This is a genomic window from Streptomyces bacillaris (genome assembly GCF_003268675.1).
Taxonomy (GTDB): domain Bacteria; phylum Actinomycetota; class Actinomycetes; order Streptomycetales; family Streptomycetaceae; genus Streptomyces; species Streptomyces bacillaris.
Genome location: NZ_CP029378.1, coordinates 4,655,916 through 4,682,423, shown reverse-complemented (window position 1 = coordinate 4,682,423; position 26,508 = coordinate 4,655,916). Strand labels below are relative to the sequence as shown.

General features: G+C 71.8%; 26 protein-coding genes and 1 tRNA gene. 13 read left to right on the top strand and 14 right to left on the bottom strand.

Translation table 11 applies throughout. The annotated features are described in order from the left end of the window. Positions 1-4 precede the first annotated feature (4 nt). The 5 genes from DJ476_RS20310 to DJ476_RS20295 all read left to right on the top strand — a co-directional run bounded on the left by DJ476_RS20310 (position 5) and on the right by DJ476_RS20295 (position 4,025). Complete coding sequence (locus DJ476_RS20310) at positions 5-235, top strand: hypothetical protein (RefSeq protein ID WP_112491226.1); 231 nt, start codon at positions 5-7, stop codon at positions 233-235. Between the two features lie 37 nt (positions 236-272). Further along, positions 273-1,367 carry a UDP-glucose dehydrogenase family protein gene (locus DJ476_RS20305; protein WP_318294750.1) on the top strand — a complete coding sequence of 365 codons (1,095 nt, stop codon included), beginning with the start codon at positions 273-275 and terminating at the stop codon, positions 1,365-1,367. Beyond that, positions 1,364-1,585 carry a UDP-glucose/GDP-mannose dehydrogenase family protein gene (locus DJ476_RS35690; protein ID WP_318294749.1) on the top strand — a complete coding sequence of 74 codons (222 nt, stop codon included), beginning with the start codon at positions 1,364-1,366 and terminating at the stop codon, positions 1,583-1,585. Before DJ476_RS20305 ends, DJ476_RS35690 begins: the two co-directional genes overlap by 4 nt. A 205-nt stretch (positions 1,586-1,790) precedes the next feature. After that, positions 1,791-1,863, top strand: a tRNA-Arg gene (locus tag DJ476_RS20300). 227 nt (positions 1,864-2,090) lie between these two features. Next, entirely contained in the window at positions 2,091-4,025 is a 1,935-nt protein-coding gene (locus tag DJ476_RS20295) for a restriction endonuclease (RefSeq protein WP_112491225.1), read from the top strand. 94 nt (positions 4,026-4,119) lie between these two features. Here the strand turns inward: DJ476_RS20295 and DJ476_RS20290 are convergent, their stop codons facing one another. Both DJ476_RS20290 and DJ476_RS20285 read right to left on the bottom strand, forming a co-directional pair. Further along, complete coding sequence (locus DJ476_RS20290) at positions 4,120-5,688, bottom strand: alpha/beta hydrolase (RefSeq protein WP_112492572.1); 1,569 nt, start codon at positions 5,686-5,688, stop codon at positions 4,120-4,122. 175 nt (positions 5,689-5,863) lie between these two features. After that, positions 5,864-6,724 carry an aminoglycoside phosphotransferase family protein gene (locus DJ476_RS20285; protein ID WP_103420982.1) on the bottom strand — a complete coding sequence of 287 codons (861 nt, stop codon included), beginning with the start codon at positions 6,722-6,724 and terminating at the stop codon, positions 5,864-5,866. A 147-nt stretch (positions 6,725-6,871) separates the two neighbouring features. Here DJ476_RS20285 and DJ476_RS20280 point away from each other — a divergent pair, with 147 nt between their 5' ends. Beyond that, on the top strand, positions 6,872-7,672 hold the full coding sequence (locus tag DJ476_RS20280) for an ATP-grasp domain-containing protein (protein ID WP_112491224.1): 801 nt from the start codon (positions 6,872-6,874) through the stop codon (positions 7,670-7,672). A 50-nt stretch (positions 7,673-7,722) separates the two neighbouring features. Here the strand turns inward: DJ476_RS20280 and DJ476_RS20275 are convergent, their stop codons facing one another. From DJ476_RS20275 to DJ476_RS20265, 3 genes are all read right to left on the bottom strand, one after another. Next, a complete protein-coding gene (locus DJ476_RS20275; RefSeq protein ID WP_318294748.1) occupies positions 7,723-8,619 on the bottom strand; it encodes an adhesin in 897 nt (298 codons plus the stop codon). A gap of 131 nt (positions 8,620-8,750) precedes the next feature. Beyond that, positions 8,751-10,787 carry an MFS transporter gene (locus tag DJ476_RS20270; protein WP_112491222.1) on the bottom strand — a complete coding sequence of 679 codons (2,037 nt, stop codon included), beginning with the start codon at positions 10,785-10,787 and terminating at the stop codon, positions 8,751-8,753. 171 nt (positions 10,788-10,958) lie between these two features. Further along, complete coding sequence (locus DJ476_RS20265) at positions 10,959-13,538, bottom strand: serine hydrolase (RefSeq protein ID WP_112491221.1); 2,580 nt, start codon at positions 13,536-13,538, stop codon at positions 10,959-10,961. A gap of 194 nt (positions 13,539-13,732) precedes the next feature. Between DJ476_RS20265 and DJ476_RS20260 the strand changes: the two genes are divergently transcribed. The 3 genes from DJ476_RS20260 (at position 13,733) to DJ476_RS20250 (ending at position 16,214) form a co-directional block, all read left to right on the top strand. Beyond that, complete coding sequence (locus tag DJ476_RS20260) at positions 13,733-14,452, top strand: GOLPH3/VPS74 family protein (protein WP_018490006.1); 720 nt, start codon at positions 13,733-13,735, stop codon at positions 14,450-14,452. Positions 14,453-14,795: 343 nt separating this feature from the next. Further along, positions 14,796-15,653 carry a helix-turn-helix domain-containing protein gene (locus DJ476_RS20255; protein ID WP_029395086.1) on the top strand — a complete coding sequence of 286 codons (858 nt, stop codon included), beginning with the start codon at positions 14,796-14,798 and terminating at the stop codon, positions 15,651-15,653. Between the two features lie 354 nt (positions 15,654-16,007). Further along, the gene (locus DJ476_RS20250; RefSeq protein WP_026237876.1) at positions 16,008-16,214 is read left to right on the top strand and encodes a DUF397 domain-containing protein; all 207 of its coding nucleotides are present in this window, start codon (positions 16,008-16,010) and stop codon (positions 16,212-16,214) included. 187 nt (positions 16,215-16,401) lie between these two features. On the opposite strand, the gene DJ476_RS20245 is transcribed toward DJ476_RS20250, so the two are convergent. Further along, positions 16,402-17,292, bottom strand: a complete 891-nt coding sequence (locus tag DJ476_RS20245; RefSeq protein WP_318294747.1) for a hypothetical protein — start codon at positions 17,290-17,292, stop codon at positions 16,402-16,404. 90 nt (positions 17,293-17,382) lie between these two features. Here DJ476_RS20245 and DJ476_RS20240 point away from each other — a divergent pair, with 90 nt between their 5' ends. Continuing rightward, the gene (locus DJ476_RS20240; RefSeq protein ID WP_070203553.1) at positions 17,383-18,165 is read left to right on the top strand and encodes an SDR family oxidoreductase; all 783 of its coding nucleotides are present in this window, start codon (positions 17,383-17,385) and stop codon (positions 18,163-18,165) included. 59 nt (positions 18,166-18,224) lie between these two features. On the opposite strand, the gene DJ476_RS20235 is transcribed toward DJ476_RS20240, so the two are convergent. The 5 genes from DJ476_RS20235 to DJ476_RS20215 form a co-directional block, all read right to left on the bottom strand. Beyond that, the gene (locus tag DJ476_RS20235; RefSeq protein ID WP_112491220.1) at positions 18,225-19,343 is read right to left on the bottom strand and encodes an ADP-ribosylglycohydrolase family protein; all 1,119 of its coding nucleotides are present in this window, start codon (positions 19,341-19,343) and stop codon (positions 18,225-18,227) included. Positions 19,344-19,546: 203 nt separating this feature from the next. Continuing rightward, entirely contained in the window at positions 19,547-19,984 is a 438-nt protein-coding gene (locus DJ476_RS20230) for a type II toxin-antitoxin system VapC family toxin (protein ID WP_112491219.1), read from the bottom strand. Continuing rightward, positions 19,981-20,250: a ribbon-helix-helix domain-containing protein gene (locus DJ476_RS20225; RefSeq protein ID WP_167480440.1), complete on the bottom strand. Its 270-nt coding sequence runs from the start codon at positions 20,248-20,250 to the stop codon at positions 19,981-19,983. Before DJ476_RS20225 ends, DJ476_RS20230 begins: the two co-directional genes overlap by 4 nt. A 44-nt stretch (positions 20,251-20,294) precedes the next feature. Then, positions 20,295-22,682, bottom strand: coding sequence for a tetratricopeptide repeat protein (locus DJ476_RS20220; protein ID WP_112491217.1), 2,388 nt, complete (start codon positions 22,680-22,682; stop codon positions 20,295-20,297). Positions 22,683-22,694: 12 nt separating this feature from the next. Continuing rightward, entirely contained in the window at positions 22,695-22,991 is a 297-nt protein-coding gene (locus DJ476_RS20215) for a sulfatase (protein ID WP_103420956.1), read from the bottom strand. Positions 22,992-23,131: 140 nt separating this feature from the next. On the opposite strand from DJ476_RS20215, the gene DJ476_RS20210 reads away from it, so the two are divergent. Both DJ476_RS20210 and DJ476_RS20205 read left to right on the top strand, forming a co-directional pair. Beyond that, positions 23,132-23,965, top strand: coding sequence for a helix-turn-helix domain-containing protein (locus DJ476_RS20210; RefSeq protein WP_112491216.1), 834 nt, complete (start codon positions 23,132-23,134; stop codon positions 23,963-23,965). Beyond that, on the top strand, positions 23,962-24,162 hold the full coding sequence (locus DJ476_RS20205; protein WP_112491215.1) for a DUF397 domain-containing protein: 201 nt from the start codon (positions 23,962-23,964) through the stop codon (positions 24,160-24,162). The genes DJ476_RS20210 and DJ476_RS20205 overlap by 4 nt, the downstream gene beginning before the upstream one ends. Positions 24,163-24,212: 50 nt before the next feature. On the opposite strand, the gene DJ476_RS20200 is transcribed toward DJ476_RS20205, so the two are convergent. The 3 genes from DJ476_RS20200 to DJ476_RS20190 all read right to left on the bottom strand — a co-directional run bounded on the left by DJ476_RS20200 (position 24,213) and on the right by DJ476_RS20190 (position 25,846). Next, positions 24,213-24,422 carry a helix-turn-helix domain-containing protein gene (locus DJ476_RS20200; RefSeq protein WP_019762036.1) on the bottom strand — a complete coding sequence of 70 codons (210 nt, stop codon included), beginning with the start codon at positions 24,420-24,422 and terminating at the stop codon, positions 24,213-24,215. Then, on the bottom strand, positions 24,422-24,919 hold the full coding sequence (locus tag DJ476_RS20195; protein ID WP_112491214.1) for a DUF2975 domain-containing protein: 498 nt from the start codon (positions 24,917-24,919) through the stop codon (positions 24,422-24,424). Before DJ476_RS20195 ends, DJ476_RS20200 begins: the two co-directional genes overlap by 1 nt. A gap of 69 nt (positions 24,920-24,988) precedes the next feature. Next, positions 24,989-25,846 carry an NPP1 family protein gene (locus tag DJ476_RS20190; protein WP_112491213.1) on the bottom strand — a complete coding sequence of 286 codons (858 nt, stop codon included), beginning with the start codon at positions 25,844-25,846 and terminating at the stop codon, positions 24,989-24,991. A 207-nt stretch (positions 25,847-26,053) separates the two neighbouring features. Between DJ476_RS20190 and DJ476_RS20185 the strand changes: the two genes are divergently transcribed. Further along, complete coding sequence (locus DJ476_RS20185) at positions 26,054-26,503, top strand: hypothetical protein (protein WP_070203543.1); 450 nt, start codon at positions 26,054-26,056, stop codon at positions 26,501-26,503. Positions 26,504-26,508: the final 5 nt, after the last annotated feature.

The following is a 26,508-nucleotide window of genomic DNA, read 5'->3' as shown; positions in this document are numbered from 1 at the left end:
CCCCATGCCGCACCCATCAGATTTCAGCTACGTGACCCGGGCCGACGGGACCATCGTGATCACCCACCGCCGACGGAAGGCCGCGACCCTGCGGGGCGAGCGGGCGGCGAAGTTCGCCGAGGAGGTGGAGTCGGGCGACGCCCAGGAGGTGATGGCGCGCTGGACGGGCGCGTACAAGTTCGGCAATGAGCGCACCGCCCGCAACCATCCGAGAAACCAGGGCCGCCGCGCCTGACCCCGCCGGTGCGGGAACGGAAGAACGGAAGAGGATCATGACTGGCGCGTCCCGCAGGATCGCTGTCTTCGGCGCGGGCTACATAGGCCTGGTGACGGGAGCGTGCTTCGCGGAGCTGGGTCACCGGGTGGTCGTACGGGACATCCAGCCCGAGCGGATCAGGCTGCTGAACTCGGGCGACGTCCCGTTCTTCGAGCCGGGCCTGGGTGAGCTGATCGCCCGGAACAAGGAGCGGCTGGCCTTCACCCTGGACGTACAGGAGGCCGTGGCCGACGCGGAGGCGGTCTTCGTCTGCGTCGACACGCCGCCGACCGCGTCGGGCGACGCCGACCTGTCCCGGGTCTGGGCGGTGATCGACGCCGTGCGCCGGGCTTCGCACCTGGTCGCGGTCGTCGTCAAGAGCACGGTCCCGGTCGGAACGGGCGCCCGGGTACGAGCGGCTCTCGACGAGCGGGGCCTGACCCACGTCGGATACGCCTCCAACCCGGAGTTCACGGCGGAGGGAAGGGCGGTCGACGACTTCCTGCACCCGGACCGGGTCGTGATCGGCACCGAGGACACCGCCGCCGCGGCCTGGCTGGCGGACCTCTACAAGCCCCTGGACGCCCCGGTGGAGCTGATGGACGTGGCATCGGCCGAGATGGTCAAGCTGGCGTCCAACGCGCTCCTGGCCACGAGGATCACGTTCATCAACGAGATAGCCACCGTCTGCGAAACGACCGGCGCCGACATCACCCGGGTCTCCCGTGCGATCGGCCTGGACCACCGGCTGGGCCCCCACTTCCTGAAGGCGGGCCTCGGCTACGGCGGCTCGTGCTTCCCGAAGGACTCCCGGGCGCTGCGCGCCATGGCCAGCAACTCCGGCTACCCCTTCCAACTGCTGAACGCGGTCATCCAGGTGAACGAGCTCCAGCCGCGACGGGCCGTCCAACGCCTCAAGGCCGAGCTGAACGGCCTGAAGGGCCGCCGTATCGCCCTCCTGGGCATGACGTTCAAACCCGCCACCGACGACATGCGCGAGGCCCCCAGCGCCGTCATCGCGGCCCGCCTCCTGGCCGAGGGCGCCACGGTCACCTGCTGGGACCCGATGGCCCCCGCACCACGGCCGACCACGCCCCCTGGACCTCCGTGACCCGCCACCCGGACCCCCTCACCGCCCTGACCGACGCGGACGCGGCGATCCTGGTCACCGAATGGCCCGAACTGACCGAGCTGGACTGGCCCACCGCAGCCCGCACGATGCGCGCCCCCCTGCTCCTGGACGGCCGCAACCTCCTCGACCCCGCCCCCCTGCTCGCCGCAGGCTTCACCCACATGAGCGTAGGCCGCCCCACCCACCGCCCCACCTGACCCCTCGCTTCCCTCTCCCCTCCCCCGTGCCCTTCGCCTTTCCCCCGGCCAGGCCACCCCACCGGCAGCCCCGCGCCCGCCCACCCCGTACCCGCTACACTGACGGCGGTGCGCCGGTCCGCCGGGGCACCCTGGATCAATGGGCGAACGTGACCGGGACGAGGGCTTACGCCACCACTCCCACCGGGTTCTCCTACAGATCCCCGCCTTCGTAGCTCAGGGGATAGAGCACCGCTCTCCTAAAGCGGGTGTCGCAGGTTCGAATCCTGCCGGGGGCACAGCTCAGGAAGCCTCTCGGGATCGCCCCCGAGGGGCTTCCTTCGTGTTCCCCGTCGCTCGTTCCCCCCGCATGCCGGGGCCCTCTGCCCCACCTCGTACGGGCATATGCGACAAGGGCATGGGCCTATGGCTGGTTGCCGACTAGAGTCGGTCCATCACTGCTGGTTATGGGGCCAGGGGCCGGGTGCGGGTATGCCGGGGCGCTGGTGGGGAGGGCCTGTAGAGCATGAGCCGTCGCTCCAATGGGTGGGTCGGCGCCTGGGCTGAAGCGCAGCGCCAACAGCAACGTCGACAGGAAGCGCAAGCCGGCTACCAGCGGGATCTGGACTGGCAACAACGCGCTCAGCAGCGGGAGTTCGGGCCCAGCTATCGCGAGCAGCGGAGGATGCACCGCGAGCTGCGGGAGGCGGAGGCGCGGCGGCGTACCGAGGAACTCGAAGCGCAGGTCGAGGCGTTGCAGGGGCTGCTGGCGGCGGGGTGCCGCGCCCCGGCCTTCAGGGTGGGTGCCCTGGCCCGGGCGGAGAGCGTGCCGCCTTGTGCGCCGGGGCAGTCGGCCGCCTACCGGCAGCAGTACCAGCAGTGGGTCGCTGGGCAGTTGGCCGAGATACGGGGGCACAACGCGGCCATAGCGGAGATGGCGGCGGGGCTGCGCAGCGGGGATCCCGAGGCCACCGTCGAGTACTTCTCCGCCGCGCTCTACGCCTCGACCGGGTGGCCGGAGGGGCTGCCGCGGCAGGTGTCGGCGGCGTACGACTCCGGGGCCCGGCAGCTGGTGCTGGACTGGGAGCTGCCGCGGTACGGGATCGTGCCGGAGGCGAAGTCGGCGCGCTACATGATCAACGCCGATCAGGTGAAGGACTCGCCCCGGCCGGTCACCCAGCGCCGCACCCTGTACCGGGACGTCCTCGCGCAGTGCCTGCTGCTGGTGCTGCGTGATCTCTTCGCGGCCGATGAGTTCGGGGCGCTGGAGTCGGTCGCCCTGAACGGGTTCGTGGACGATCACGACCCGACGACCGGCCGGCGCGCGCCCATGGTCCTCGGTACGGTCATGGCCGCGCGCTCCACCTTCGCCGCCCTGCACCTGGAGCAGGTGAACGCCGTCACCTGTCTGGTGGAGGGGCTGCGGGGGCAGTTGTCGACGCGCCCCGACCAGTACGCGGCCGTGCGGCCCGGGCGGGTCCCCGAGGACGTCGGCAACGGGGTCGTCACCCATGGCGGGGACGAGGAGCCGGATCTGTACGAGATGGACCCCATCGCCTTCGAGGGGCTGATCGCCGACCTCTTCCGGGCCATGGGCATGCAGGCCGTGACCACCCAGCGTTCGAACGACGGCGGTGTGGATGTGGACGCGCTGGACCCGGCCCCGATCCGCGGCGGCAAGATCGTCGTCCAGGTCAAGCGCTACCGCAACACCGTGCCGCCCTCCGCCGTCCGCGATCTCTACGGCACCGTCCAGGACGCCGGGGCCAACAAGGGTGTGCTCGTCACCACCTCCCGTTTCGGGCCCGGCGCCCACACCTTCGCCAACGGCAAGCCCCTGGAGCTGGTCGCCGGTTCCGAGCTGGTCGATCTGCTCCACCGGCACGGGTTGCGGGGGCGGCTGGGTGGTGGCGAGGGAAGCGGTCCTGTGGCTGCGGAGCCCGGTGCGCCGGACCGTGCGGGGCACGGCGACGGTGACGACCACAACGTGCTCGGCATGTACTGGTCGGGCGATGTCGCCCTCGACGTCTGCGCCCTCGTCTGCCACGGCAACCAGGTCCTGGACGACGACCACTTCGTCTTCTACAACAACCCCCGGACGCCCGACGGCACGGTCCGTGCTCTCGCCCCCGTGCCGCCGGACAAGGCCGCCATCCAGGTCTCCTTCGACGCACTGCCGGCCCGGGCCGACCGGGTCGTCGTCATCGCCGCGGTCGACCCCGTCGCCGACCCCACGGCCGATCTCTCCGGGTTCAGCGACGCCGGAATCCGGCTGCTCGACGCCGAGGGCACCCAGCTCGACCAGTTGGACGTCTCCGACGGCCGCGACGACGAGACCGCCCTCGTCCTGGGGTCCTTCCGTCGGCGGGCCAACGGGGACTGGCAGTTCGTCACCGGCGGTCGCGGATATCCGGGCGGACTGGAGGAGCTGGTCCAGGATTACGGCATCGAGGTGGACTGATCGAAGGGGACCGGGCGGGCCTTCCTCCTCCCTCGGCCTCTTCCTCTCGGTCTCTTCCTCTCAGTCTCTTCCTCTCGGTCTCTTCCTCTCGGTCTCACTTCACGCACGTCTCGTCCTTCCTCGGCAGCTTGCCCGTCGCCAGGTAGCGGTTGACCTTGTCGTCCACGCAGGCGTTGCCGTACTCCCCGTACAGGGCGTGGCGGTTGGCGTTCTTGAGGGTGATCAGCCTGGAGCCGGGGAGTTGGGCGTGCAGGGCCGTGCTGCTGCGGTAGGTGGTGCGGGGGTCGCCGGTGGCGGCGACTATCAGGGCCTGGGCGCCGTGGGTGATGCGGGTGGGGGCTTCGCGGGGGGTGTTCCAGAAGGCGCAGGGGCCTATGTTCTCGGTGAGGGGGCCGAAGAGGGGGTGCGCGGCGCGGGTGCGCTGGATGTCGCGCCAGTAGACCTCGGGGTCGCGCGGGGCCCGTACATCGCCGCAGATGATCGCCGTCTGGGCGCTGCCGAAGGACGAGTCGGCGCCCGTCAGGGCGAAGCGCAGCATCTCCGCGAAGTCCGGTGGGAGTGTCGTCCGTTCGTTCTCTGTTGCCTTGTGCAGGGTCTTCACCTGCTCGGCCAGGAACGCCCTCGAACCGTCGGTGTCGTCCGCCACCCCCATGAAGAGCAGCGTCGGTATGTGGGTGTCGTCGATCCGGAAGACATCGGGGGCCGTGCCCAGCGTCAGGGGGCCGCGGGCCGCCTTCGCCATGACGTGGTCGATGGTCGCGAGCACCGCCGTACGGGAGCGGCCCAGGCCGTACGTCGTGTGGCGGGCGGCCGCCCAGGTGGCCCAGGCGGAGAGCGCCTCGTCGTTCTCCCGCACCGCGTTCTTCATCAGGCGGGGGCCGTAGTCGTCCGGGCTCAGTGCTCCGTCCAGGACCATCCGGTCGTAGCGGCCGGGGAACATCTGGGTGTAGACCGTGCCCAGGTAGGTGCCGTACGAATAGCCCAGGTAGGAGATCTTCCGCTCGCCCAGCGCACCCCGGATCACGTCCATGTCGCGGGCCGTGTTCCGCGTGGTGACGTGCGGGAGCACCGAGGCGTTCGTGGCCCGGCACTTGGCGGCCAGACTCTTGCTCAGGGCCACCTGACGGTCGAAGCCCGCCCGGCTCGCGCCGGCCGAGAACCAGGCGAAGCTGACGGGCCAGTCGCAGTCCAGCGGGGTGCTGCGGCCGACGAAGCGCGGGTCGAAGCCGATGATGTCGTAGCGGGGGCCGACCTCCTTCATCGCCTTGCGGATGGCCGGCGGGGAGTCCACGGCCGGGCCGCCGGGGCCGCCGTTGTTGAGGAGGATCGAGCCGATGCGGTGGCGGCTGTCGGTGGCCTTCAGGCGGGATATCGCGACCGTGATCGTCCGGCCCCTCGGAGCCGCGTAGTCCAGCGGGACCGTGACGTCCGCGCACTGCACGCCCGCCCTGTCCAGGTCCTGCCCCGCCGTGTCCCCGGGCGACTGCATACAGGTGCCCCAGGACAGGCGCTGGTGGTAGTAGCGGTCCAGGCCCCCGCCCGTGCGGAGGCCCGACCCGTCGGCGGCCGGGGAGGTCGAAGCAGGCGAAGTGGGCGGGGAAGGCCGGGGAGGTGCGGCCAGGGCCGGGGAGGTGGTGAGGCCCACGGCGAGGGTCAGAGTCATGGCGGCGGCGCTGCGGATCGCCAGGCTGCGGGTGGTCTTCTCTGTGTTTCTCACCCATCAGACGCTAGAAGTCCGGGCGTTGGGACTCACTGGGGGTGGCCCCCCACTTTCCCCGGGGGGCACCTCCCCTCCCGTACGGGGGTCAGGGTGGAGCCGCGCGGCCGTCCCGCCAGTTCTATGCGGCCAGGAGGCCTTCCAGCACCCACCACGCGTTCCGCGCCATCACCGGGTTCGACTCCCGGTAGGCCGCCAGCTCCATCACCGCGATGGACAGGGCCCAGCCCCGCCCCCGCTCCCAGCTCGCGTCATCGGCCTCCACCGTCGTACGGAACGCCTCCCTGGCACCGGCAGGCAGCAGGTACCAGGCGGCGATCAGGTCGACGGCCGGGTCGGCCAGCCCCATGCACGCGAAGTCGATCACGCCGGTGAGACGGCCCTCCGCGACCAGGACGTTGCCCGGCTGGAGGTCACCGTGCACCCACACCGGTGTCCCCGGGCGGGCCGGGGCGGTCAGCGCCTTGTCCCAGGCGGCCGTGACGGCGCGCGCGTCGATGACCCCGTCCAGGTCGGTGATCACCCTGCGGGTCGTCCCGTCCCGGGAGGCCAGGGGCTCGCCTCGGTACGCGGGCGGGGCGCCCGTCACCTCGATCCGGCGCAGCGCCAGGACGAACTCCGCCAGGTCCGCCGCGAAGAGTTCCGGCGCCCAAGTCCCGTCACCAGGACGGGGGTTCCTTCCCTCCAACCAGGTGCACACCGACCAGGACCACGGGAAGCCCTCCGTCGGCTCCCCCTGCGCCAGCGGGGTCGGTACGGGCACCGGCAGCTGCGGCGCCAGCCGGGGCAGCCAGCGGTGCTCCGTCGCCACGTCCGCCGCGCTGCTCGCGGTACGCGGCAGCCGTACCGCCTTGTCGTCCCCCAGCCGGTAGACGGCGTTCGCCGTTCCGCTCGCGTCCACCGCCTCCACCGGCAGGTCGGCCCACTGCGGGAACTGCGCGGCGATCAGCGTGCGTACGAGAGTGGCGGAGTGCGGGGGCATCCCGGGAGTGAACCAGGTGCGCTCGTGGCGGGGCAAGGTCATTCCTGGCCCCTGCCCCCACCTGCCGCCGAACAGTCCGCCTCGGGCCGGTCCCGGGTGGGAAAAGCGGTGGGCCTCCTGCCCTCCTGCGGCGGAGAATCAGGGCCCATGGACCCCGACACACCCGACGCGCCTCGCACCCTCGTCCTGCCGCCCCGACTCACCGCCTCCGCACGGGCGTTGCGCGATACGGCCGTACGGCGCGGCCTGTACGTGGTGGAGTCGGCCGGGTTCTCGGTGGCGCCCGAGCCGGTCGGAGCGGCGCGGGGCCGCGTCGTACATCTGCATGCCGGGCCCTCCTTCGCCGACGCCGTGGCACCCGCCCTCGGGATCGCCCTGCTGGAGGCACCCGCCGACTGGCTCGCACACCTCCCGTACGCGTTCACCCGGCGGGAGATACGGGCGATGCCCATCGGTGAGGCGTACCGGCTGCGGCGGCCCGCCTTCATCAAGTCGCCCAACGACAAGAGCATTCCGGCGCTCGTCTACGCGGACGGGTCCCGGCTGCCCGGGCCCGACGCCGTGGATCCGGACCGGACCGTCGTGCTGGTGAGCGAGGTGATGACGTTCGCCGCCGAGTACCGGCTCCACCTGCTCGACGGGGCCGTCCACACCGGGAGCCAGTACGCCGAGCGGGGACAGCTCCGGCTCGGGCCTCCCGACCCCGGCGCCCTCGCCTTCGGCCGCGACCTGCTCGCCGCCGCGCACCGGACCCTGCCGTCCGCGATCGTCGTCGACGTCGGCGTGGACGACGAGGGGCGGTGGGCCGTGGTCGAAGCCAACGCCGCGTGGGGCAGCGGGTACTACGCCGCCGATCCGGACCGGGCGCTGGATGTCGTGCTGCGTGCTGCCGGGCCCCAGACCGAACTGTCCCCGTACGACCGGGACTTCCTACGGCAGACGCACTGACGGGCCGGGTGGACCCAACAGGCCTGACATTTCTGCTCTGTTGGGACTCCTCACCGGCACGACGCCCTCATCTGTGCCGCCGCGTGGTGCGCCCCCACCCGGTCCGCCGCGCCCCAGTCCCGGCCCCGGTCGATGAGCAGCACCGCGAACGTGTCGCCCTTCACCGGGTAGTTGCCCACCTCCACCGGCCTCCCCCGGTGCCGCGTCTGGCGCACCGCGAAACCGGTGTACGCGGAGTCCGCGTCGTCCGGGTCCGAGAGCACCCGGTAGACGGTCGGGTCGCCCGCCACATCGCGGGCGCGGCCCTCCGGGGCGGCCGGTACGAACACCGTCAGCGCGCACTCCCGGAAGCCGTCGCCCAGGTGCCAGGACCAGGTGGCGGTGGAGCCCCGGTCCTCGGTGGGGCTGCCCGACATCGGGATCGCGCTGAACCGGCCGTCGCAGCCGCCGCCCGTGAAGCCGCCGGAGCCGACCCCGTACCAGCCCGCCTCGCCCTTCTCGAAGCGGCCGTACTCCCGGTACTCCCCCGCCTCGCAGCCCGGGCCCGCCCACTCCGTGAAGCGGCCTTCCGAAGGGGGCTCCTGCACCGGAGGCGTGGCCGGGGCCTCCTCCCCGGGGCCGATCCGCGTCGGCGGGCCGCCCCCGGTCCGGTCCGGCAGCGCGCCCGCCCGGCCCGCCGCGTCCGTACGGCTCGTGCCGCCGCCCACGCTTCCGCCGCCCGCCAGGAGCAGCGCGACCACCGCCGCCAGCCCTCCGGCCGCCACCACGACTCCCGCCACCAGCAAGGCTTTACGTCGACGGGGAAGCGTGGAGACACGGCCTGCCAGGGTTTCGTGCGCGACCCAGGAGCCGTCCCCGGCCGCCGTCCCGGAGCGGGCCGCTCCGCAGCCGGGGCAGACCATCCCCGGCAGCGCGCCGCGCTGACCACCGCAGTGTTGGCACCTCATGCCAGGACACCTTGCCAGGACGGCGCCCACAGAGGGAGGGCCCACGAACAATGGCCCGTACAGCGAACATCCGCCCTAGGCCGTAGGCGTAGACGTTGGCGTACGTGCACGCGTGCACCCACCGTCCCCGCTCAGCTCAGCTCCTCCGGGCACGGTGTCCCCGGCTGGAGCTGGTACGGGGCCGCCAGCCGGTACACCCCCGGCTTCGGCGCGAGGAGTTCGGTCCATTCGTCGCCGTACGGACCCTCGTCCTCGATCTTGTTCAGGCAGCCGTGGATGTTCTCGAAGGTCCGGGGGGCCGTCTCGTCCTCCTGCGTCCGCAGCTTGGACTCCTCGGTCTCCTGCGGGCGCTCCAGGCTCTTGCCGTTCTCGTCGACGAGCGCGAGCCAGCGCGAGTGCGGGACCCGGATCAGCACCCGGCCGGCCGACTCCACCCGGATCGTCAGCTCGTTGGCGCCCGCCCGCTCCACCGTCGCGGGCGGGTCCGCGAGCGGGGTCGGCTCCAGGACCCGGTAGAGCTTCCAGTTCTCGTCGCCCCAGATCTCCCGGAGATAGGAGAGCCCGCCCCCGACCAGCTCGGCCTCCTGCTCGGCCCCGCCGTCCGGCTTGCCCGTGGGCAGCACGACGTAGTGGACCGCCCACCGGTCCAGCCACTGCCGGTAGTTGACCGCGTTCAGGGTGTCGTCGTAGAAGAGCGGGTTGCGCTTCATGTCGGCCTGCCGGTTCCAGCCGCGGGCCAGGTTGTACGCGGCCAGCGCCGACGCCTCCCGGTGGCTGCTCGCCGGGACCACCTCGACCCGGCCGCGCTCGGCGCCGACCTGCTGGAGCTGGTTGACCAGGGGCGCCAGCTCGCGGGCCCAGGAGGCGGTGGGGGCGGTGCGGACGATGTCGTCGACGCTCTTGAAGCCGATCCAGAAGTTGAGCCCGGCGAACGCGAGGACCAGCGCGTACCAGCGGCGGCTGCGCGGGACGGTGTACGGGAGCGCGGCCAGCAGCACGACCCCGGCGAACAGCATCGCCATCCGGGTCACGTTCGACCCGATCTGCGAGTCGACGAAGTACGTGAGGACCGTGCCGGCCCCGTAGACGGCCGCCGCCGTGCGGACCGTGCTCCAGTCACGCGGTACGAGGAGGAAGACGAGGATCGAGAAGAGGAGCGGCAGCGACACCGTCCCCAGGGACATCGGCTGCGTACCGGAGAACGGGAAGAGCAGGGAGGACAGCCCCACCACGGCGACGGGCGCCAGCCCGATGGCGTACGCGCCGGGGCGGCGTTTATGAAGGAACAGCGCGGCGGCCACGACCCCGAGGAAGAGCCCGGCCACCGGGCTGGAGGCGGTGGCCAGCGCGGCGAGCGGGGCCGCCACGGCCGCCTTGGCCCACCGCTTGTACCGCCAGCGGTAGGGCCAGCAGAAGACGGCGGCGACGGCACCGACCGCGAACATCATCCCGAGCCCGAACGTCACCCGCCCCGACAGCGCGTTGCACAGGTAGGCGAAGACTCCGGCGAGCGAGCAGGCCAGCGGATTGCGCACGGCCCGGACCCGGACCAGGATCAGCGCGGTCAGCCCCGCCGAGACCGTACCGGCGATCATCATCGTCGTCCGGACGCCGAGCACCGACATCAGATACGGCGAGACCACGCTGTACGAGACGGGGTGCATACCCCCGTACCAGGCCAGGTTGTACGCGGTGCCCGGGTGCCGGCCCACGAACTCGGCCCAGGCGTCCTGCGCCGCGAGGTCGCCGCCGCTGTTGGCGAAGAAGAGGAACCACAGGACGTGGGTGACGGCCGCGGCCGCCGTGGCGATGGTCGCGGGGTGGCGCAGCAGCCGCCCGGTCCGGGTGGGGGGCGGTGTCTTGGGGCCGGGGTCGGCGGAGCCCTGGGCTGAGGAGCCCGGGTCGGAGGGAGCGGGCGGCTTCGTGGAGGCTTCCGGCGCAGAGGAACCCGGCGTCGAGCGTTCCGGCGCGGAGGATTCCGGCGCGGGGCGTTCCGACGGGGGAAGCTCCGGCGTACGCGGAGAGGGCAGCAGGGCGCGCGGGTCGGCGCTGCCTACGGTGGTCTCCTCCTGATGGGGAGCGGTGTCGCCGGTCCCGCCGGTCTTCGCACCGGTCGTCCCGGTGGTGCTGTCCGCCTCGCGGCCGGGTCTCGGCTCCGCGGTGGTCACTACGGTCTCTCCCCGTCTCCGCCGTCCCCGTACACCTTTCAGGACGCGTCCCGGCGTCCTTCAGTTGTCCGGGGACGCTAACACGTACCTCCGACACATTCCCCTGGCATCGGGGCGGGGTGACCGACACCGCTCACCCCGCCCCGTGCCTTCCCCCGTGATGCCTCGTGCTCAGCCGATCCTGGTCAGCTTGTCGCCGAAGGCCGGCTGGGTCAGGTCGTCCTGCAGCACCACCGGTGCCGTGACCTTTCCGGTGCCCGTCCCCACGGTCACCATGCCGACCTCGCTGCCGGCCTTCGCCTCGTGCCCGATGCCCTTGCCGTTGTCGGTGACGTTCAGCTCGACCTCCAGACCGGGCCAGCCGACCGCCTTGAGGTCCTTCGTCGCCACCACCGGGGTCTGCGCGCCGAAGCCGTTGTCCACGTACCCGACGACGTCGCCCTTCTTCACCACCGTGGCGGAGGTGACGGCCTGCTGCGCGTCCTTGATCAGCTTGAGGCTGTTGGTCAGGGAGAGCGACAGGCTGTCGTAGACCCGGCCCGTACCGGCCTGCTGGCCCATGACCGCTCCGTAGATCCACAGCACCTTGCCGTCGACCTTGGTGTTCGCGGACCAGAGCAGGTTGCCGCCCGCCGGGGTGGAGGAGCCGGTCTTGATGCCGCTCACCCCGGGCTGCAGGAGCAGGGTGTTGTTGTTGTAGATCTTGCCGTCTATGCCCTCGATCTCGACCTCGGGCATGTCCACGATCGTCCGGAAGACGTCGTTCTTCATGACCGCCTGGGCCAGCTTGAGCTGGTCGGTCGCGGTGGAGACGGTCGCCTTGTCCAGCCCGCTCGGGTCCGTGTACGTCGAGTCGGTCATCCCGAGGTCCTTGGCCGCGTCGTTCATCTTGTCGACGAACGCGTCCTCGCTCCCCGCGTCCCAGCGGGCGAGCAGCCGGGCCGCGTTGTTGCCCGACGGGATCATCAGGAGCTGGAGCATCTGCCGCTGGCTGAGCTTCTGGCCGTTCTTCAGCGGGGCCACCGACTCGTCCGCGTTCTTGGACTCGTCCTCCGCCTTCTGGTCGGCGGTGATCGTCTCGCCCTGCTCGTCACCCTTGAGGGGGTGCTCCTTGAGGATCACGTACGCCGTCATGACCTTCGCGACGCTCGCGATGGGCGCGGACTTCTGCGCGCCCTCGGAGCCGAGCGACCCGACGCCGTCCACCATCACGGCCGACTGCCCCTGGCCCGGCCAGGACAGCTTCGTGTCGCCGCCCTCGAAGGCGTACGTCGGCTTCGCCGTGAGCTTCAGGGCCGGCTCCGGCAGCGGGCGCATCACCTGCACGATCGCAAAGATGATCAGCAGGAGGAGGACCAGCGGGGTCCAGATCTTGACCCGCCGGACCGCCGTACGGACCGGGGTCTCGGGCGGCGGCGGGGTGTTCGTCAGCTCGGCGAGCAGGTCGAGCGGCGGCTTGGGCGGCAGCGGCTGCTGCCGGGTCCGCTCGGCCGCCGCCCAGGAGGGGGTGGCTGCCGACGCCGACGGGGCCGGGGCCGGGGTGGACGAGGTCGTCGAGGCCGCGTCGGTGTCGGCGGGCGCGGGGGCGGGGGCGGTGGTGGACGCGGCGGGCCGTACGTCGTCGGAGCGCAGGGGTACGAAGGTGCTCGTCCGCTCGACGGTGCTCTCGGGCTTGTACTGGTCGCCGTCTGTCGCCTTGTCCTGCGGCGGGAGCTTCAGCGCGGTCGTCGGCTGGTCGACCTTCTTGGGGGGCGTGACGGCCTTGAAGACAGCCGTGGGCTGATCGATTCCTCGCAGGTCGGAGCCGGTGCCGGAGTCGGAATCGGAGGCCGAGGCACTGTCCGTGTCTGTGCCGGTGTCGCCGTCCGGGCCGGAGTCGGCGGCCGTGTCGGTCTTGGCCTTGGCTTCCGGTACGGCCTTGGCGTCGGCTGTCGGCTTCGCCTCGGCGTCCGCCTTCGCGTCGGCGTTCGCCACTGGCTCGCCCGCGCCCTCGCCCTCGGTCCTGCCCTTGGCCTCGTCCTTCGCTTCAGCCTTCGACGGCTCCCCGCCCTCCGACGGCTTCTCGTCCCCGTCCGCCGCATCGACCCAGGCGGCCACGGCCGCGCGCAGCCGTACGTCACCGGGCTCCGGCGCGTCCTCGGAACGGTCGGCCGTGTCGGCCGCGCCGACCACCTCGGCCTCGACGTCCGTGTCCCCGTCCCCGTCCGCCCCAGGGGCCTTCACGGCCGCGTCGGAGGCTTCGGGGCCCTCGGGGTCCCCTGAGGGCTTCTGGGGCGTTACAGCGTCCTCAGGAGCCTTCCCGGGCTCCTCCGCAGCCTCCGCGGGCTCCTTCTCGGCCGTGGCGGGCTCCTCTTCGGCCTTCGCAGGCTCCCTGTCGGTCTTCTCGGCCTTCTCGGCCCTCTCGACCCTCTCGGCCTTCGCAGACTCTCCCGCGGCGGAGTCGGCACCACCCGCAGGCTCCTCCGCGGAGGCGACACCGTCCGCAGCGGCAGCACCCGCCGCAGGCACGGTCCCCGCCGCGCGCCCCGACCCCACCTCGTCGTCCTCCGGAAGCCGCGGGCGGAAGACGGCGGTGGCCGTGTCGGACGTAGGCGTGTCCGACGTGGCCGTGTCCGGCGCCACCTCGTCGGCGGCCTTCGCCCCGTCGTCCGCACCGGGTTCGCGGAACACCGCGAAGCGCGGGTCGCGTTCCTCCGCAGCCGTCCCCGACGACTTCCGCTGCTCCGTTTTGTCGGGGGACTCGCCCGCCACCGATGCCTCCTGATGCACTGCGGGGGCAACCCCCGCGCTGTCCGAACCATCTACCAGTGTCCTGTGTGAACCCCTGGCCGAGCTGCTAGACGAGAACGACATACCTACTGGTTCCCATACAAAGCAGTCAGGCGCTCTCGACAGATGAATGTGAGAGGGGTCACCCTGTCAGACATCCACGCGGGGAGGCATGGATGGGCAGGAGCCGCAGAACAATCCCGGAGGAGCTTCTGTTGCTCGCTCTGGACCCGGCCACGGGTACCACAGCGCAGCCGCAGTCGCTCGACCTCGGCCTGGCCGGGGCACAGCTAGTGGAGCTGGCTCTGGCAGGACGGATAGCCCCTGACGGGGATCGTATCGCCGTGGTGATGCCACGGCCGACAGGAGATCCGACACTGGACTCCGCACTGGAGCTGCTGCGCCGTCGTGGCAGCCCGGTCCGGGCGGTCCACTGGATCGGCGGGCCCCGGCTGGGGCTGCGCCAGATCTATCTCGCTCATCTGGAGCGGTGCGGCATGGTTCATGCCGTGGCGGGCCAGATGTGCGGGGTGCTGCCGACGACTCGCTACCAGGCGACGGACACGGCGATCAGCCGGGACATCAGGGCCCGGCTGGACAGTGCGATCCGCACCGGCGTACCGCCGGACCCGCGGACCGCGGCGCTCGCCGCACTGGCCCACGCGGTCGGACTCGGCAAGCACCTGTACCCCGGGAACGAGGGGCGCTCATCGCGCTCCCGCCTCCGGGACCTGATCAGGCACGACCCCATGGGCGGCCTCGTGGCGCACGCCGTGATGGACGTCCAGAACGGTGTGGCGGTCCAGCCGCGCCGTACGCAGCAGGCAGCGGGCGTTCCGTTGCAGCCGCAAGCACAGGCACGCCGGAGCAGCATGGCGCACACCGCCGCGAGCTGACCCGGCAGGCCTGGAGCACCACCGCCCGTACGGCACCTCCGTACGGTCCGGGCAGGACCCGCGCAGAGGACCGCGCGGACAATCGCACACCGCCGTGCCGTCGTCATCGGACCCGGTTCGGGAGCCGCACCACGCGCGGGGCAGCCGGTCTTGACCGGCTGCCCCGCGCGCTTGCGCGCCGTATCGCACACCCTCACGCGCGCCGGTACGTGCTCCGGTGCGCGGCCGGGCGCTTATACCGCACGCACCTGCGTGTGGCTGTTTCCCAGCGCGGCCGGGGCACGGAGTGGCAATCTGCTGAGCAGTAGATACGCACAGCTACATAGCCGGAGGTGCACTTTCCGTGCCGTCCAACGTCAATCCCACAGTCAGGCGACGCAGGTTGGGCCAGGAACTGCGCCGCCTGCGCGAACTCAAAGGCATGACGGCCGAGGAGGTGGCGGAGCGTCTGCTGGTCTCGCAGTCGAAGATCAGCCGCCTGGAGAACGGCCGCCGTTCCATCAGCCAGCGCGATGTGCGTGACCTCTGCGGGGTGTACGAGGTCGAGGACCACCGCATCGTCGACTCCCTGATGCAGATGGCCAAGGACTCGCGCCAGCAGGGCTGGTGGCACGCCTTCGGCGACATTCCGTACAGCGTCTACATCGGTCTGGAGACGGACGCGGAGTCCCTGCGCGTCTACGAGCCCCAGATGGTTCCGGGCCTGCTCCAGACCCGGGCGTACGCCGAGGCCCTGATCAGCGGCGCGCTTCCCGAGGCGCCGCCCTCCGACATCGAGAAGCGCGTCAACGTACGGTCGCGGCGCCAGGACCGGGTCAACGCGCCGGAGAACCCGCTGCGGCTCTGGGCCGTGATCGACGAGTCGGCGCTGCGCCGACGGGTCGGTGACAACCAGATCATGATCGACCAGCTGGAGCACCTCGTCGAGCAGTCGCACCTGCCCCATGTGACCGTGCAGGTGCTGCCGTTCGAGATGGGCGCTCACCCCGGGATCAACGGGCAGTACGCGATCCTGGAGTTCCCGGACGCCGCTGACTCCAGCGTCGTCTACATCGAGGGCGTCACGAGCGATCTCTATCTGGAGAAGGCGAACGACGTGCAGCGCTACAGCGTGATGTACGAGCACCTGCGGGCGCAGGCCCTGAACGTGGACCAGACGCGGGAGTTCATCACCAAGATCGCCAAGTCGTACACCAGCTGAAGGCCGACAGCCGGCTGCCCACCGTCGACGGCCGACGCCCGACCGCCGACGCCCGACCGCCGACGGCTGACAGCCGTACAGGTCGCACGGGCCGTCCACCGACTGAATCAGGACACCGCACGGTCCGCGCCTCCGGACATCGAACGGCTTCGCAACGGCTTCGCGCATGAGGCGGCGGCACGATACACCGCCGCCGCCTCATGACGTAAGAGTTCCTGGCCAAATGCCACCCGGTCGAGTGAACGCCCCTCTCACGGACAGAGCTTGGCGAGTAGCGTCGATCACGCCAATCGGAATCGGAATCCGGCTGGTGCGACTCACCCGACTCGCTCGACTCTCTGAACCGGAGTGAACATGGCAATTCTTCAGGGTGCTACGGAAATGTGGACGAAGTCGTCGTACTCGGGGGGCAACGGCGCGTGCGTCGAGGTCAAGTCCCCGGTCGCTCTGTCCATCGCCGTGCGTGACTCGAAGGCCCCCGAGGGCCCCTCGCTCACCTTCGTCCCCGGTGCGTGGAACGCGTTCGTACGCGATGTCTCCACCGGCTCGATCAACGCCTGACCGGACGCCCGACGTCCGGGAATCGCCTGTCCGCATCGCAGGCCGCACCACCTGATGGAGCCCTCTCGACCGGTCCGCCGTCCTGGCCGAGGGGGCAACGGCCGTCACCGCGACGGCTCCCGCAGCCCCAGGGGCACGCCACCGCAGGCGGTCCACGTGGCGTCACGGCAGCCGACCCACGTGGACGTCACCGCAGCCGGTCCACATGGAGATCGGTCCCCGGCACCGTCGGGATGAACGGCGCGACAAGCTCGACCCGCCCCAGCCCCGTCTCCGCGACCGCAGCGCCGAGCCCCGCGAAGTGCGCTTCCCAGCAGGCCCGGGGATCCTCCTGGAGGAACCACAGCAGCGTCAGCCGGGTCTCCACACCCTCGACCTGCTTCACGTACGTCATCCGGTCACCGGGCAGCGGCGTCGGCCGGAAGACGGTCACCATGGCGGCCGGCGAGCCCCTCAGCCGCTCCGGCAGATGCCGTGAACGCAGCCACTCCAGCAGCTCCGCCCGCCCCTCCGGGCCCTCGGCGTCGACGACCTGGAGGACGAGCCCCTCGTACGGGTGGTCCAGCGCGTGGAAGTCCCGGGGTCCGGCGGCCCCGTCGCGGTAGACGGTGACCTCGTGGTCCTGGAAGGCCGTGAAGACGTGGGTCCGGTCCCTGTAGACGCGGCCGTCCCGGTTGAGCCGCTTGTTGATGGCGACGGTCCACTTCATGTGCTCGTCGTAGCGCCCCTCGGTAACCCAGTACGTCGACAGATAGCACCCCGTCCCGACCGGCTGAGCGACCGCCGAATCCTCCGGATAGCGCAGTCCCTGGAGGTCTTTGGTGGCCACCCAGCGCCGACCGGCGAACATCCACGGCATGGCCATGGCGCCCGCGTAGTAGTGGTCGTCCTCGTACCAGCGGTTGTACGCGTACTCATGGCCGGGATGCGGTTCGACCATCGTGATCAGGGCGTGCCCGGGGTGCACCCCGTACGGCCCGACCGCCGCCAGCTCGGCATAGCCCGCACCGCGTGCCCTCCCGTGCCCGTGCCGGCGCCTATGCCCCTGCCCGTGCCCGCCCTCGCCCTCGTCCGCCATCTCCCGCGCCCCCTTCCCCTTCCATCGGCCCCCGCCGCCACCTACTCTGACGACTCGTCAGAAAAACGTCCAGGGCCGGGAGGCGCCGAGATGCTGCTAGCGGGGAAGACCGTCGTCGTGTCGGGCGTCGGCGCCGGGCTCGGCCACCGGGTCGCGGAGACCGTCGTACGGGACGGGGGCCGCGCGGTGCTCGGAGCCCGTACGGCGGCCAGCCTGGCGAAGAGCGCGGCCGAGATCGATCCCGGCGGCCGGCACACCGCCCACCTGCCGACCGACATCACCGACGAGGGCCGGTGCGAGGCGCTGGCTGCGCTGGCGGTCGAGCGGTTCGGCGGGATCGACGCGGTGGTCCATGTGGCCGCCTGGGACAGCTACTTCGGCGGGGTCGAGGACGCCGACTTCGCCACCTGGCAGTCGGTCCTCGACGTCAATCTGCTCGGTACGCTGCGGATGACCCGGGCCTGTCTCCCCGCCCTCAAGGAGCGCGGCGGCTCGGTGGTGGTGATCGGCACGCAGTCCGCGGTGGCCGCCCCCTCCCAGGTGCGGCAGGCGGCGTACGCGGCGTCCAAGGGGGCCCTGACCTCCGCGATGTACTCCCTGGCACGGGAGTTGGGGCCGCACCGCATCCGGGTCAACACCGTGCTGCCGGGGTGGATGTGGGGGCCGCCGGTGCAGGCGTACGTACGGTTCACCGCCGATTCCGAAGGCGTACCGGAGTCCGAGGTGCTGGCCCGGCTCACCGAGCGGATGGCGCTCCCCGAGCTGGCCACGGACGGGGACGTGGCGGAGGCCGTCGCCTTCCTGGCCTCCGACCGGGCGCGCGCGATCACCGGCCAGTCGCTGCTGGTCAACGCGGGCGAGCTGATGCGCTGAGACCCGCCGTGCCGGGGAGTGCCCGAGTCCGGGAGCCCCTGCGCCTGAGAGGGCCCGGCTCACGCCCCGCGCGGGTAGCGGGCCAGCCAGCCGGGCGCGGCGGCGGTCGGGCTGTGCAGGGCCGGGCCCTGGGTCATCTCCATCGCGAAGTCGTCGGCCAGTTCGAGGAGGGTGGGGCGCCCCTCCAGCTCCGCCAGCCAGGCCGGGGGCAGCGCGGTCTCGCCGTGCAGCGCACCCAGCAGCGCCCCGCAGGCGGAGCCGGTGGCGCGGGAGGGCCCGCCGTGGTTGACGGCGAGCCGCAGCCCGTGCCGTACGTCCTCGCTGACGAGCGCGCAGTACACGGCGACGGCGAGCACCTCCTCGGCTGCGTCACCCGCGCCCAGCGCCTCGATGAGGGCCGGGCCCGGAATGCCCTGGCGCACGGAGCCGAGGGCCTGTTGCAGGGCCTCGGTCACCGGTTCGTGGCCGGGGCGCTCGGTGAGCAGGGCCAAGGCGTGCTGGACGCAGCCGTCCAGGGTCTCCCCGCGCGCCAGCCCGTGCACGAGTACGGCGAAGGCCCCGGCGGCGAGCTGGGCGGCGGGGTGGCCGTGGGTCTGGGCCGCGCACTCGACGGCCAGCTGGAGCACGAGCTGCGGCTCCCACCCCACGAGCAGCCCGAAGGGCGCGGACCGGGTGAGCGCACCGGCGTCCCGGGCGGCGGGGTTCTTGGGCCGCTCCAGGGTGCCCATGACGGTGTCGCCGAAGCCGCCCAGGCACTCCCGGGTGGGCCCGCGGCGGGCGTAGAGCCACTCCTCGGCGGCCAGCCAGCCGTTGTCCTTGCGCCGCTCGTCGGGCCCCCAGTCGTGCTGGGTGGCGGCCCAGCGCAGATGGGCCCGGTGGACGTCGGTGGGCGGGTGCCAGGCTCCGGTGTCGCGGCGGACCTGGGCGCGGATCAGCCCGTCGACGGTGAAGAGGGTGAGCTGCGTGAGGGCGGTGACGGCCCCGCGTCTGCCGTGCGCGGGAACGTAGTCGGTCACCCCTTCGGGCCCGTGCGCCGCCCGGATCTCCTCCAGCGCGAGCCCGTCGACCCCCGCGCCGAGCGCGTCCCCGATGGCCCCGCCGAGCAGCGCCCCGCGGACCCGGCTGCGGAAGTCCTGCTGTTCGGCCCGCCCCCAGACCGCCGTGGTCCCTGTGCTCACCCCGCCGCCTCCCGCCACCGCCTGGTCGCCGCCATGGTCACCGCCTGTGCGGGCCTCTGCGGGCGACCGCGCAAGCACTGTAATCGAACGGGAACGGGGGGTAGAGGGGGCGACCGGGGAACGGAGGGCGTACGTACGGGTATGGCGGCGGACGTCCCGCAGGTCGCTTTTGGGCGGCTGCGGAAGGAGGATCCGAGTACGGCTCAGAAGTCGTCCGGGAGGATCCGGAAGTGCGCGTAGCGCCCCGCGAGCGGCCGCAGCGCCCGGAAGTCCCGGATGCCGCGGGTCGACACGGCGTCCGTGTCGTACTCGGCCGCGAGGGCGACATTGACGGCATCCACCAGATCGAGGTTCAGCGAGGCGTACCGGGCCCGCACGGCCAGCGCGGCATCGAGGATGTCGGCCGTCGGAGGCGCGAGCACGAGCCGCGCTTCCCTGACCTGCTTGCTGAGCGAGCGCAGGATGTGGTCGGCGGCCCGTCGGCCCCCTCGGGCCGATGCCACGTGATGGACCTCGGTCAGGGCGAGGGGGCTCGCGACCAGCAGGCCGCACCGGTCGACAGCCTTGCGTGCGGCAAGGTGGGCCGGGTCGGAGCTGTTGTAGAGAGCGAGCAGCCCGGATGTGTCAGCGACTGCGATCACGCGACGCGCCCGCGGTCGCGGGGCTCTCCGCCGCCGAACGCGTCGTTCACCGCCTCGCGCACGTCATCGCGCGTGACGGGCCCGCCCAGGTCGAAGGTCTCCTCGTCGGTGACGAAAGGCTCGTCCCCCACACGCCGGGCAAGGGCGATCCGGTGGATGCCCTCCCGGATCAGCTCCGCCTCGGACACGCCCAGCCGTCCCGCCGCCTCCTTGATCAGGGCGAGGTCCTCGTCGTCCGCGTACACGTTCGTCCGTTTCAGCGCCATACCATCGATGGTGCAGAACATGTACCAGCAGCGCAGCTTCTCCGTCACGCCTCCGCCACCAGCCGCGCCCGCTGGGCCCGCGCCCACCCGTACGCCGGATCCAGTTCCAGGGCTCGGTCCAGCTCCGCCCTGGCCTCCGCCACCCGCCCCAGGGCCTCCAGCGCGAGGGCCCTGCTGCCGTGAGCCCAGGCGTACTCCGGGTCCAAGGCCAGGGCCCGTCCATAGCAGGCCACGGCCTCCTCGTACCGCCCGGTCGCCCGGTACACCTCGCCCCGCTCCCCCTCGGTGCCCGCGAGCCCGGGGGTCAGCTCCTCGGCCCGGTCCAGGTCGGCCAGGGCGCCGACGGGGTCCCCGAGGGCGGTACGCACCCGGGCCCGCCGCACCAGCGCCCACGCGTACTCCGGCCACAGCGCGATGGCCCGGTCGAAGTCCTCCAACGCCTCCTCGTGGCGCCCCAGCCGGTGCCGGACCAGCCCCCGGCTGCCGAGCGGCACCGCGTCGGCCGGGTCCAGGGCGTGGGCCCGGTCCAGGACCGTCAGGGCCTCCGTGAGCCGACCCATCCGCCGGTAGGTCTCGCCCCGCTCCCGCACGGCCCAGGCCCAGGCGGGGGCGATCTCCTCGGCCCGGTCCAGATCGGCCACGGCCTCCTCGTACCGCCCCAGCGCCCGCAGCACCACCGCCCGTCCCTGGTAGGCGCGTTCGCTGCGCGGGTCCACGGCGACGGCCCGCCCGTGGTCGGAGAGGGCCGCGTCGAACTCCCGGGCGCGGAAGCGGTCCCAGGCCCGCGCCACGAGGGCGGCCGCCCGGTCGGTGTCGGTCAGCTCGGCGCGGGTGAGGAGGAGTCCGAGGGCGGCGGTGGGCCGGGGGCCGTGGTCCATGACGGCGGCGAGGAGGCCCCGGCCCCAGTCGCGGAGTACGGCGCTGTCGGCGTCCTCCCCGGCCTCCACCAGGGTCCGGGCCCAGTGGCGGGCGGCGGAGGGCTGCTGGCCGCACACCTCGATCCCGGCGCGCAGGGCGTCGGGCAGGGCGGTGCGGGGGCGGGCGCAGAGCCGGTGGTACAGCACGTCGAGGGCAGCCCGGCGCCACGGTTCGTCGGCCCAGAGCCGGTCCGGGTCGACGCCGTCGGCCGCCGCGTCCCGACGGGCGGCGAAGGCGTCGGCCAGGCGGTCGTGCGCCTCGGTCCACCGCTGCGGGGAGCCGGTGCGCTGGAGCCGCAGCATCGGGGCCCGTACGACACCGTGGTAGCGGGAGCGGCCCGAGTGCGGCTCGACGACGAACGGCAGCTCGTGCAGCCAGTCGTAGAGCCCGGGGACGGGGGCGGGCGCGGCGACGGCCACCAGGTCCTCGTCGAACCGCCGGGGCAGCGCGCAGGCGAGGGCGGCCGCCCGGCGGTCAGGGTCGCTCTCACCGGCCAGGAAGCGTTCGACGGCGGTCGCGTTCGCCTCTCCGGCCGCGCCGGGGTTGGCGGCGAGGGTCGACACCAGGACCGGCAGCCCGCCGGAGAGCCGCAGCACCTCCCGTACGACGGGCTCCGCCACCACCCCGCGCTCGTGCAGGAGCTGGCGCGACTCCGCCTCGGTGAACGGCCCCAGCGGTACGTCGGCCACCAGGCGGCCCCGGTCGCCCCAGCGCACGGGGTCCAGGCGCCGCTGCCCGGCCAGGGTGAGGACCAGGTTGGCGGGCAGCTCGCCGTACCGCCCGGAGACCAGCAGGTCCGCGAGCCACCGGTCCAGGAGGGGCGCGGTGCGCTCGTACGTGTCCAGGAACAGCACGACCCACGGCACCGCGTCCGCGACCCGCCCCAGCTCGGCTACGAGGACCGGCGTCAACTCCCGTACGGGCTCCACCAGTAGCCGCGCCTCCTCCTGCTGTCGCGCCCGCCCGCCGAACACCGCCCGCAGCCCGCCCGCGCCCCGCGCCACGACCGCCGGGTCGATGCCCCCGGCCAGCGCCCCGACCACGGGTATCGCCCCGGCCGCGATCAGCCCGGCCTGCGCGGCGGCGAGGGCCCCGGGCGAGGGGTCACCGGCCGGTGGTTCCCCGTCGGCCGCGAGCCGGTCGGCCACCGCGTGGAGAGCCCGCCGGTACGCGGTCAGCATCCGGTCCAGCGCCTTCAACGGGTGTCCCTGCTCGGCGCATTGGGCGGCGACGGCGGCGAGCACCTCCGGCACGGAGTCGGCCCCCTCGTCGACGGACGCGGTGAGCGCCCCGAACTCCCGTGCCACCTGCTGCCATTCCCGTACCAGCGAGGTCTTGCCGACGCCCGCGTTGCCCCGCACATGGAAGACGAACCGGTGCCGGGGATCCTCGGGCGGGACGGTGAAGTTACGCCGGAAGAGGTCGAGTTCGGCCTCCCGCCCGACGAACGCGGCCCGGCGCCGCCCTTCGACGATCTGCTGGAGGGAGAGGCGGCGGGGGCTGGACGGCGGCATGGGGTCAGTCTGTCAGCGCTCCCCGGGATCCGGCAGCCGCTGCCCCCGGCTGTACGCGACGAGCAGCACGTCCCGCAGGGACATCAGGGCATGCCTCAGTGCGAACCGCAGAGCCACCTCACCGGCCGCCTCGTCCGCCAGCACCTCCTGCGCCCCCTCCAGCACGGCGTTGCCGCACTCGATCTGCTCCTCCTCCACCTCGTCCGCGAGACGGGAGAACCGGCTGTGGGGGTTGCTGCTGCTCAGATAGCAGGGCTTGCCGTCGGGGGACCTCCAGGGGAGGAGGCGGAGCTGCGAGGTGTCGGTCATGTCATCGTCCTTAGCGCGTGGGGGTACGTGACCCTGACGGGTGGCGATTACCGTTCGTGCCCCCATCGTCACGGCCGCCGCCCTACGCTCGACAGAGGCACGCGATTGCCTGCGCACAGGACAACGGCAAGGGGTCGGGGATGACCGAAGTCGCGGAAGCGGACGTGGAAGCGGAGTCAGGACGGGCGGCGCTGGGGCGCGCGCTGAGGTTCTTACGGGAGCAGGCGGGGCTGTCGCTCGGCCAGCTCGCGGAGAAGACCCGCTACGACAAGAGCTACCTGTCACGCCTGGAGTCGGGGAAACGGCTGTCCAAGCCGGCGGTGATGGAGGACCTGGACCGCTTCTACAAGACGGGCGGGCTGCTGGTCGAGCTGTGGAAGGTGGCGCGGAGGGAGGTTTTCAAGGACAAGTACAAGGAGTTCATGCGGCTGGAGTTCGGGGCCCGCATCATGCACCTGTTCACGCTCGGCATTCCCGGACTGCTCCAGACCGAGGATGTGGCCCGCGCCCTGTTGTCGGGCGACCAGGAAACGGAGAGCGAAGCCGAGTCGGTCGAGGAGCAGGTGATAGCGCGACTGGGTCGTCAGCAACTGCTCTACCGCAACCCGGCTCCGACCGTCCGGATCATCATCGATGAGTACGGGCTCCGGCGTCAGGTGGGCAGCGCGGAGGTGTGGGAAGCGCAGCTGGAGCACCTGATCGCGGTCGCTGAACTGCCGATGGTCGCGCTTCAGGTGCTGCCGCTCTCGGCCGGCGCGCATCACCTGATGGACGGTTCACTGACGCTCCTGTGGCAGGAGGACGGCAGCGGGGTCGCCTATATGGAAGGCAACCAGTGCTCCGAATTGCTGGAGGATCCGGAAGACGTCACGCGCGCCCGGCTGGCCTACGATCGGGCACGGGATCGGTCGTTGCCCCCGCCCGCCTCCATCGCGTTCATCAGGGGCGTCCTGAAGGAGCTCAGAGGATCATGAAGCGCACGCCCGACCTCTCAACCGCCGCCTGGCGCAAGTCCAGCTACAGCGACGGGGGCGCCAACAACTGCATCGAGGTGGCCGACGGCCACCCCGGTGTCATCCCCGTACGCGACAGCAAGGCCCCGACGGGCCCGGTGCTCCTCATCGCCGCCCCCGCCTGGACCGCCTTCGTGGAGTTCGCGACCGAGGGCTGAACGAACCCGCCGCTCGCGCCCCCGGTCCGTTCGGCCAGGGGCGTGAGCGGTCACTCGTCGGGGACGTACCGCAGCACGTCCCCCGGCTGGCACTCCAGTACGCGGCAGATCGCGTCCAGGGTCGCGAACCGCACCGCCTTCGCGCGGCCGTTCTTCAGGACGGCGATATTGGCGGGCGTGATACCGACGGCTGCGGCGAACTCGCCCACGGACATGTTCCGTTGGGCGAGCAGGACGTCGATGTCGACGACGATCGGCATCAGATGACCTCGGCCAGCTCTGTCCGCATGTCCATCGCCTTGCCGAGCAGCGTGCGCATGATGACCATGAGCATGGAGAATGCCGCACCCACCCCCACGCATGCCACCGCCGCGAACAGCGCGCCCTCGACGTTCATGCCGTCGTCGGGCGACGGGATGGTGTCGAAGGTCAGGTGCACCGCCGCCCCCAGGGCGATCACGGTCGCCACCACGGCCGCGCCGATGACGGTGTCCACCCAACGGAAGGCGGAGCGCGTGAAGATGGCGTCGCGCTCGACCATGGAGAGCAGCATCCAGATGGCGCCCAGGGCGAGCTGCACGCAGGCGACGCCGAGGATCGAGGCGATGGTGTAGGGCAGGGCGTAGGGCTCGTACGGAGGGAAGAGGTCGACCTCGTCGGCGGCGGTCGTCGGGATGATGACGGCCTGGGCGAAGAGGCCGAAGAGAACGACTACCGCGATGCCGATGCGGAGGATGCCCACCAGGAGACTGTGCATCGATCGATTTTCGATCGACAGCTATCGAAAGTCAACAGATGCACAGCTCACCCGGCGACGGCCCTCGCCTCAGGCCCAGGGATCGAAGGGGATCCCGGCGGGCTTCGAGCTGTTGAGCAGGTTGCGGAAGCGGTCGCCCTTGTCGGTGACCTTGATGGTGGCGGCGCCGAAGTCGGCGTTCATGAGGCGGTCGCGGAGTTCCGTGGTGGGGAAGCCGTTCCAGTCGACGATCGGGGGGTAGCGCCAGTTGCCGTAGTGGTTCTCGGGCGGCTCGTCGTTGCTGTTGGCGAGCCGGAAGAAGTGCGTGCTCGCGCCGTCCTTGTGGTAGACGGCCTTGGGGTGCGAGCCGTCGAAGCGGACCTGGGAGCGGGGGTAGGTCCTGACCGTGCGGTGCTGGGTGGTCGAGACGTAATCCACCTGGTTCGACGCCTGGTTGACCCAGGAGATGACGTGCTCGAAGTCATGGCGGTGCCCGCCGAGGCCGCTGCCGTGGACGGCCTGGTCCTTCTCGAAGTAGCTCGCGTAGACGATGCCGCACCACCCGTTGTTGCACTTCGAGCGGGCGTACGTCTGCGAGTTGTCCAGGTCCCACTTGTCCCGGCAGCTCCCGTTGATCGCCCCGGTGGTCCTGAGCCCGGGCGCGAGGGTGCCGTCCGGCCCGATGGCGGGGGTGGCGTAGCAGCCGTCCCCGTCGTAGTCGTAGGCGGGCGAGAAGCTCTGCTCGTACCCGCCGGCGTTCTGCGGCAGGTGCTGCGGCGGGTCGGCGTGGACGGCGGACGCGGTGCCGAGCACGAGGACGCCGGCGGCGGCGAGGACGGTGGCGGTGCGGGTGGCGTGACGGTTGCGCAAGGAAAGAGAGGCGCCTGCGGTCGCATGCGACTGGCGGCGGACTTTGCGGGCGAATACCGGTATCGGCAGGGTTCGCATGATTTCTCGCTCCTGTCTCAACAGCACGTGACGGCAGGGATGACCCCCGCAAGAGTTGCCCGGGTCATGACAGAAAGAAACGGAAGACCGACCCTCAAATACCCGCCCGGCACCCCTTCAGCAAACGATCAAGAAGCGAAGATAACGTGGAGCAAGAGGCAACCTCACGGCGGAAGAAGAATCGGCGTACGGCTTCACGGAGGACCTATGGCGTGGGACGAGTGGGAGCAGGCGAAGAGCAGGGCGCAGCAGGACACGTCCATGCGGCTGAACCAGGTCGCACCCGAAGGCAGTGGCGGGAGCGGCGGCAATGGGGACCTGATCGTCCACAACGACGTCCTGGGGGCGTTGGGCAACCTGGCGTACGGTCTGCGGCAGCAGTTCTCGACCGCGTCCGACCACGCCCGGCAGAGCACCTTCGACGCGTCCATCCAGCTCTTCAACGACGGACTGGACATGGGCTCCGCCCTGACCGAACTGCATGACGCCTGGATCACGAAGTCGGGAACGCTCAAGCAGGCGTGTGCGCACATCTCCAACCACCTCGACTACTCACGCGCCGAGCGCGCGAAGGACGAGGTCAAGATCGCCACGGACATGCGCACCGCCGGCGGGGACGACCTCTCCGTCTCGCGTATCCGCGACTACTACACGTAACCAGT

Excerpts from the sequence above, each read along its gene's own strand:
- DJ476_RS20310 (WP_112491226.1), top strand. The coding sequence starts at position 5 with ATGCCGCACCCATCAGATTTCAGCTACGTGACCCGGGCCGACGGGACC.
- DJ476_RS20305 (WP_318294750.1), top strand. The coding sequence starts at position 273 with ATGACTGGCGCGTCCCGCAGGATCGCTGTCTTCGGCGCGGGCTACATA.
- DJ476_RS20295 (WP_112491225.1), top strand. The coding sequence starts at position 2,091 with ATGAGCCGTCGCTCCAATGGGTGGGTCGGCGCCTGGGCTGAAGCGCAG.
- DJ476_RS20290 (WP_112492572.1), bottom strand. The coding sequence starts at position 5,688 with ATGACTCTGACCCTCGCCGTGGGCCTCACCACCTCCCCGGCCCTGGCC.
- DJ476_RS20285 (WP_103420982.1), bottom strand. The coding sequence starts at position 6,724 with ATGCCCCCGCACTCCGCCACTCTCGTACGCACGCTGATCGCCGCGCAG.
- DJ476_RS20280 (WP_112491224.1), top strand. The coding sequence starts at position 6,872 with ATGGACCCCGACACACCCGACGCGCCTCGCACCCTCGTCCTGCCGCCC.
- DJ476_RS20275 (WP_318294748.1), bottom strand. The coding sequence starts at position 8,619 with ATGAGGTGCCAACACTGCGGTGGTCAGCGCGGCGCGCTGCCGGGGATG.
- DJ476_RS20260 (WP_018490006.1), top strand. The coding sequence starts at position 13,733 with ATGGGCAGGAGCCGCAGAACAATCCCGGAGGAGCTTCTGTTGCTCGCT.
- DJ476_RS20250 (WP_026237876.1), top strand. The coding sequence starts at position 16,008 with ATGGCAATTCTTCAGGGTGCTACGGAAATGTGGACGAAGTCGTCGTAC.
- DJ476_RS20245 (WP_318294747.1), bottom strand. The coding sequence starts at position 17,292 with ATGGCGGACGAGGGCGAGGGCGGGCACGGGCAGGGGCATAGGCGCCGG.
- DJ476_RS20240 (WP_070203553.1), top strand. The coding sequence starts at position 17,383 with ATGCTGCTAGCGGGGAAGACCGTCGTCGTGTCGGGCGTCGGCGCCGGG.
- DJ476_RS20225 (WP_167480440.1), bottom strand. The coding sequence starts at position 20,250 with ATGGCGCTGAAACGGACGAACGTGTACGCGGACGACGAGGACCTCGCC.
- DJ476_RS20220 (WP_112491217.1), bottom strand. The coding sequence starts at position 22,682 with ATGCCGCCGTCCAGCCCCCGCCGCCTCTCCCTCCAGCAGATCGTCGAA.
- DJ476_RS20215 (WP_103420956.1), bottom strand. The coding sequence starts at position 22,991 with ATGACCGACACCTCGCAGCTCCGCCTCCTCCCCTGGAGGTCCCCCGAC.
- DJ476_RS20210 (WP_112491216.1), top strand. The coding sequence starts at position 23,132 with ATGACCGAAGTCGCGGAAGCGGACGTGGAAGCGGAGTCAGGACGGGCG.
- DJ476_RS20205 (WP_112491215.1), top strand. The coding sequence starts at position 23,962 with ATGAAGCGCACGCCCGACCTCTCAACCGCCGCCTGGCGCAAGTCCAGC.
- DJ476_RS20200 (WP_019762036.1), bottom strand. The coding sequence starts at position 24,422 with ATGCCGATCGTCGTCGACATCGACGTCCTGCTCGCCCAACGGAACATG.
- DJ476_RS20195 (WP_112491214.1), bottom strand. The coding sequence starts at position 24,919 with ATGCACAGTCTCCTGGTGGGCATCCTCCGCATCGGCATCGCGGTAGTC.
- DJ476_RS20190 (WP_112491213.1), bottom strand. The coding sequence starts at position 25,846 with ATGCGAACCCTGCCGATACCGGTATTCGCCCGCAAAGTCCGCCGCCAG.
- DJ476_RS20185 (WP_070203543.1), top strand. The coding sequence starts at position 26,054 with ATGGCGTGGGACGAGTGGGAGCAGGCGAAGAGCAGGGCGCAGCAGGAC.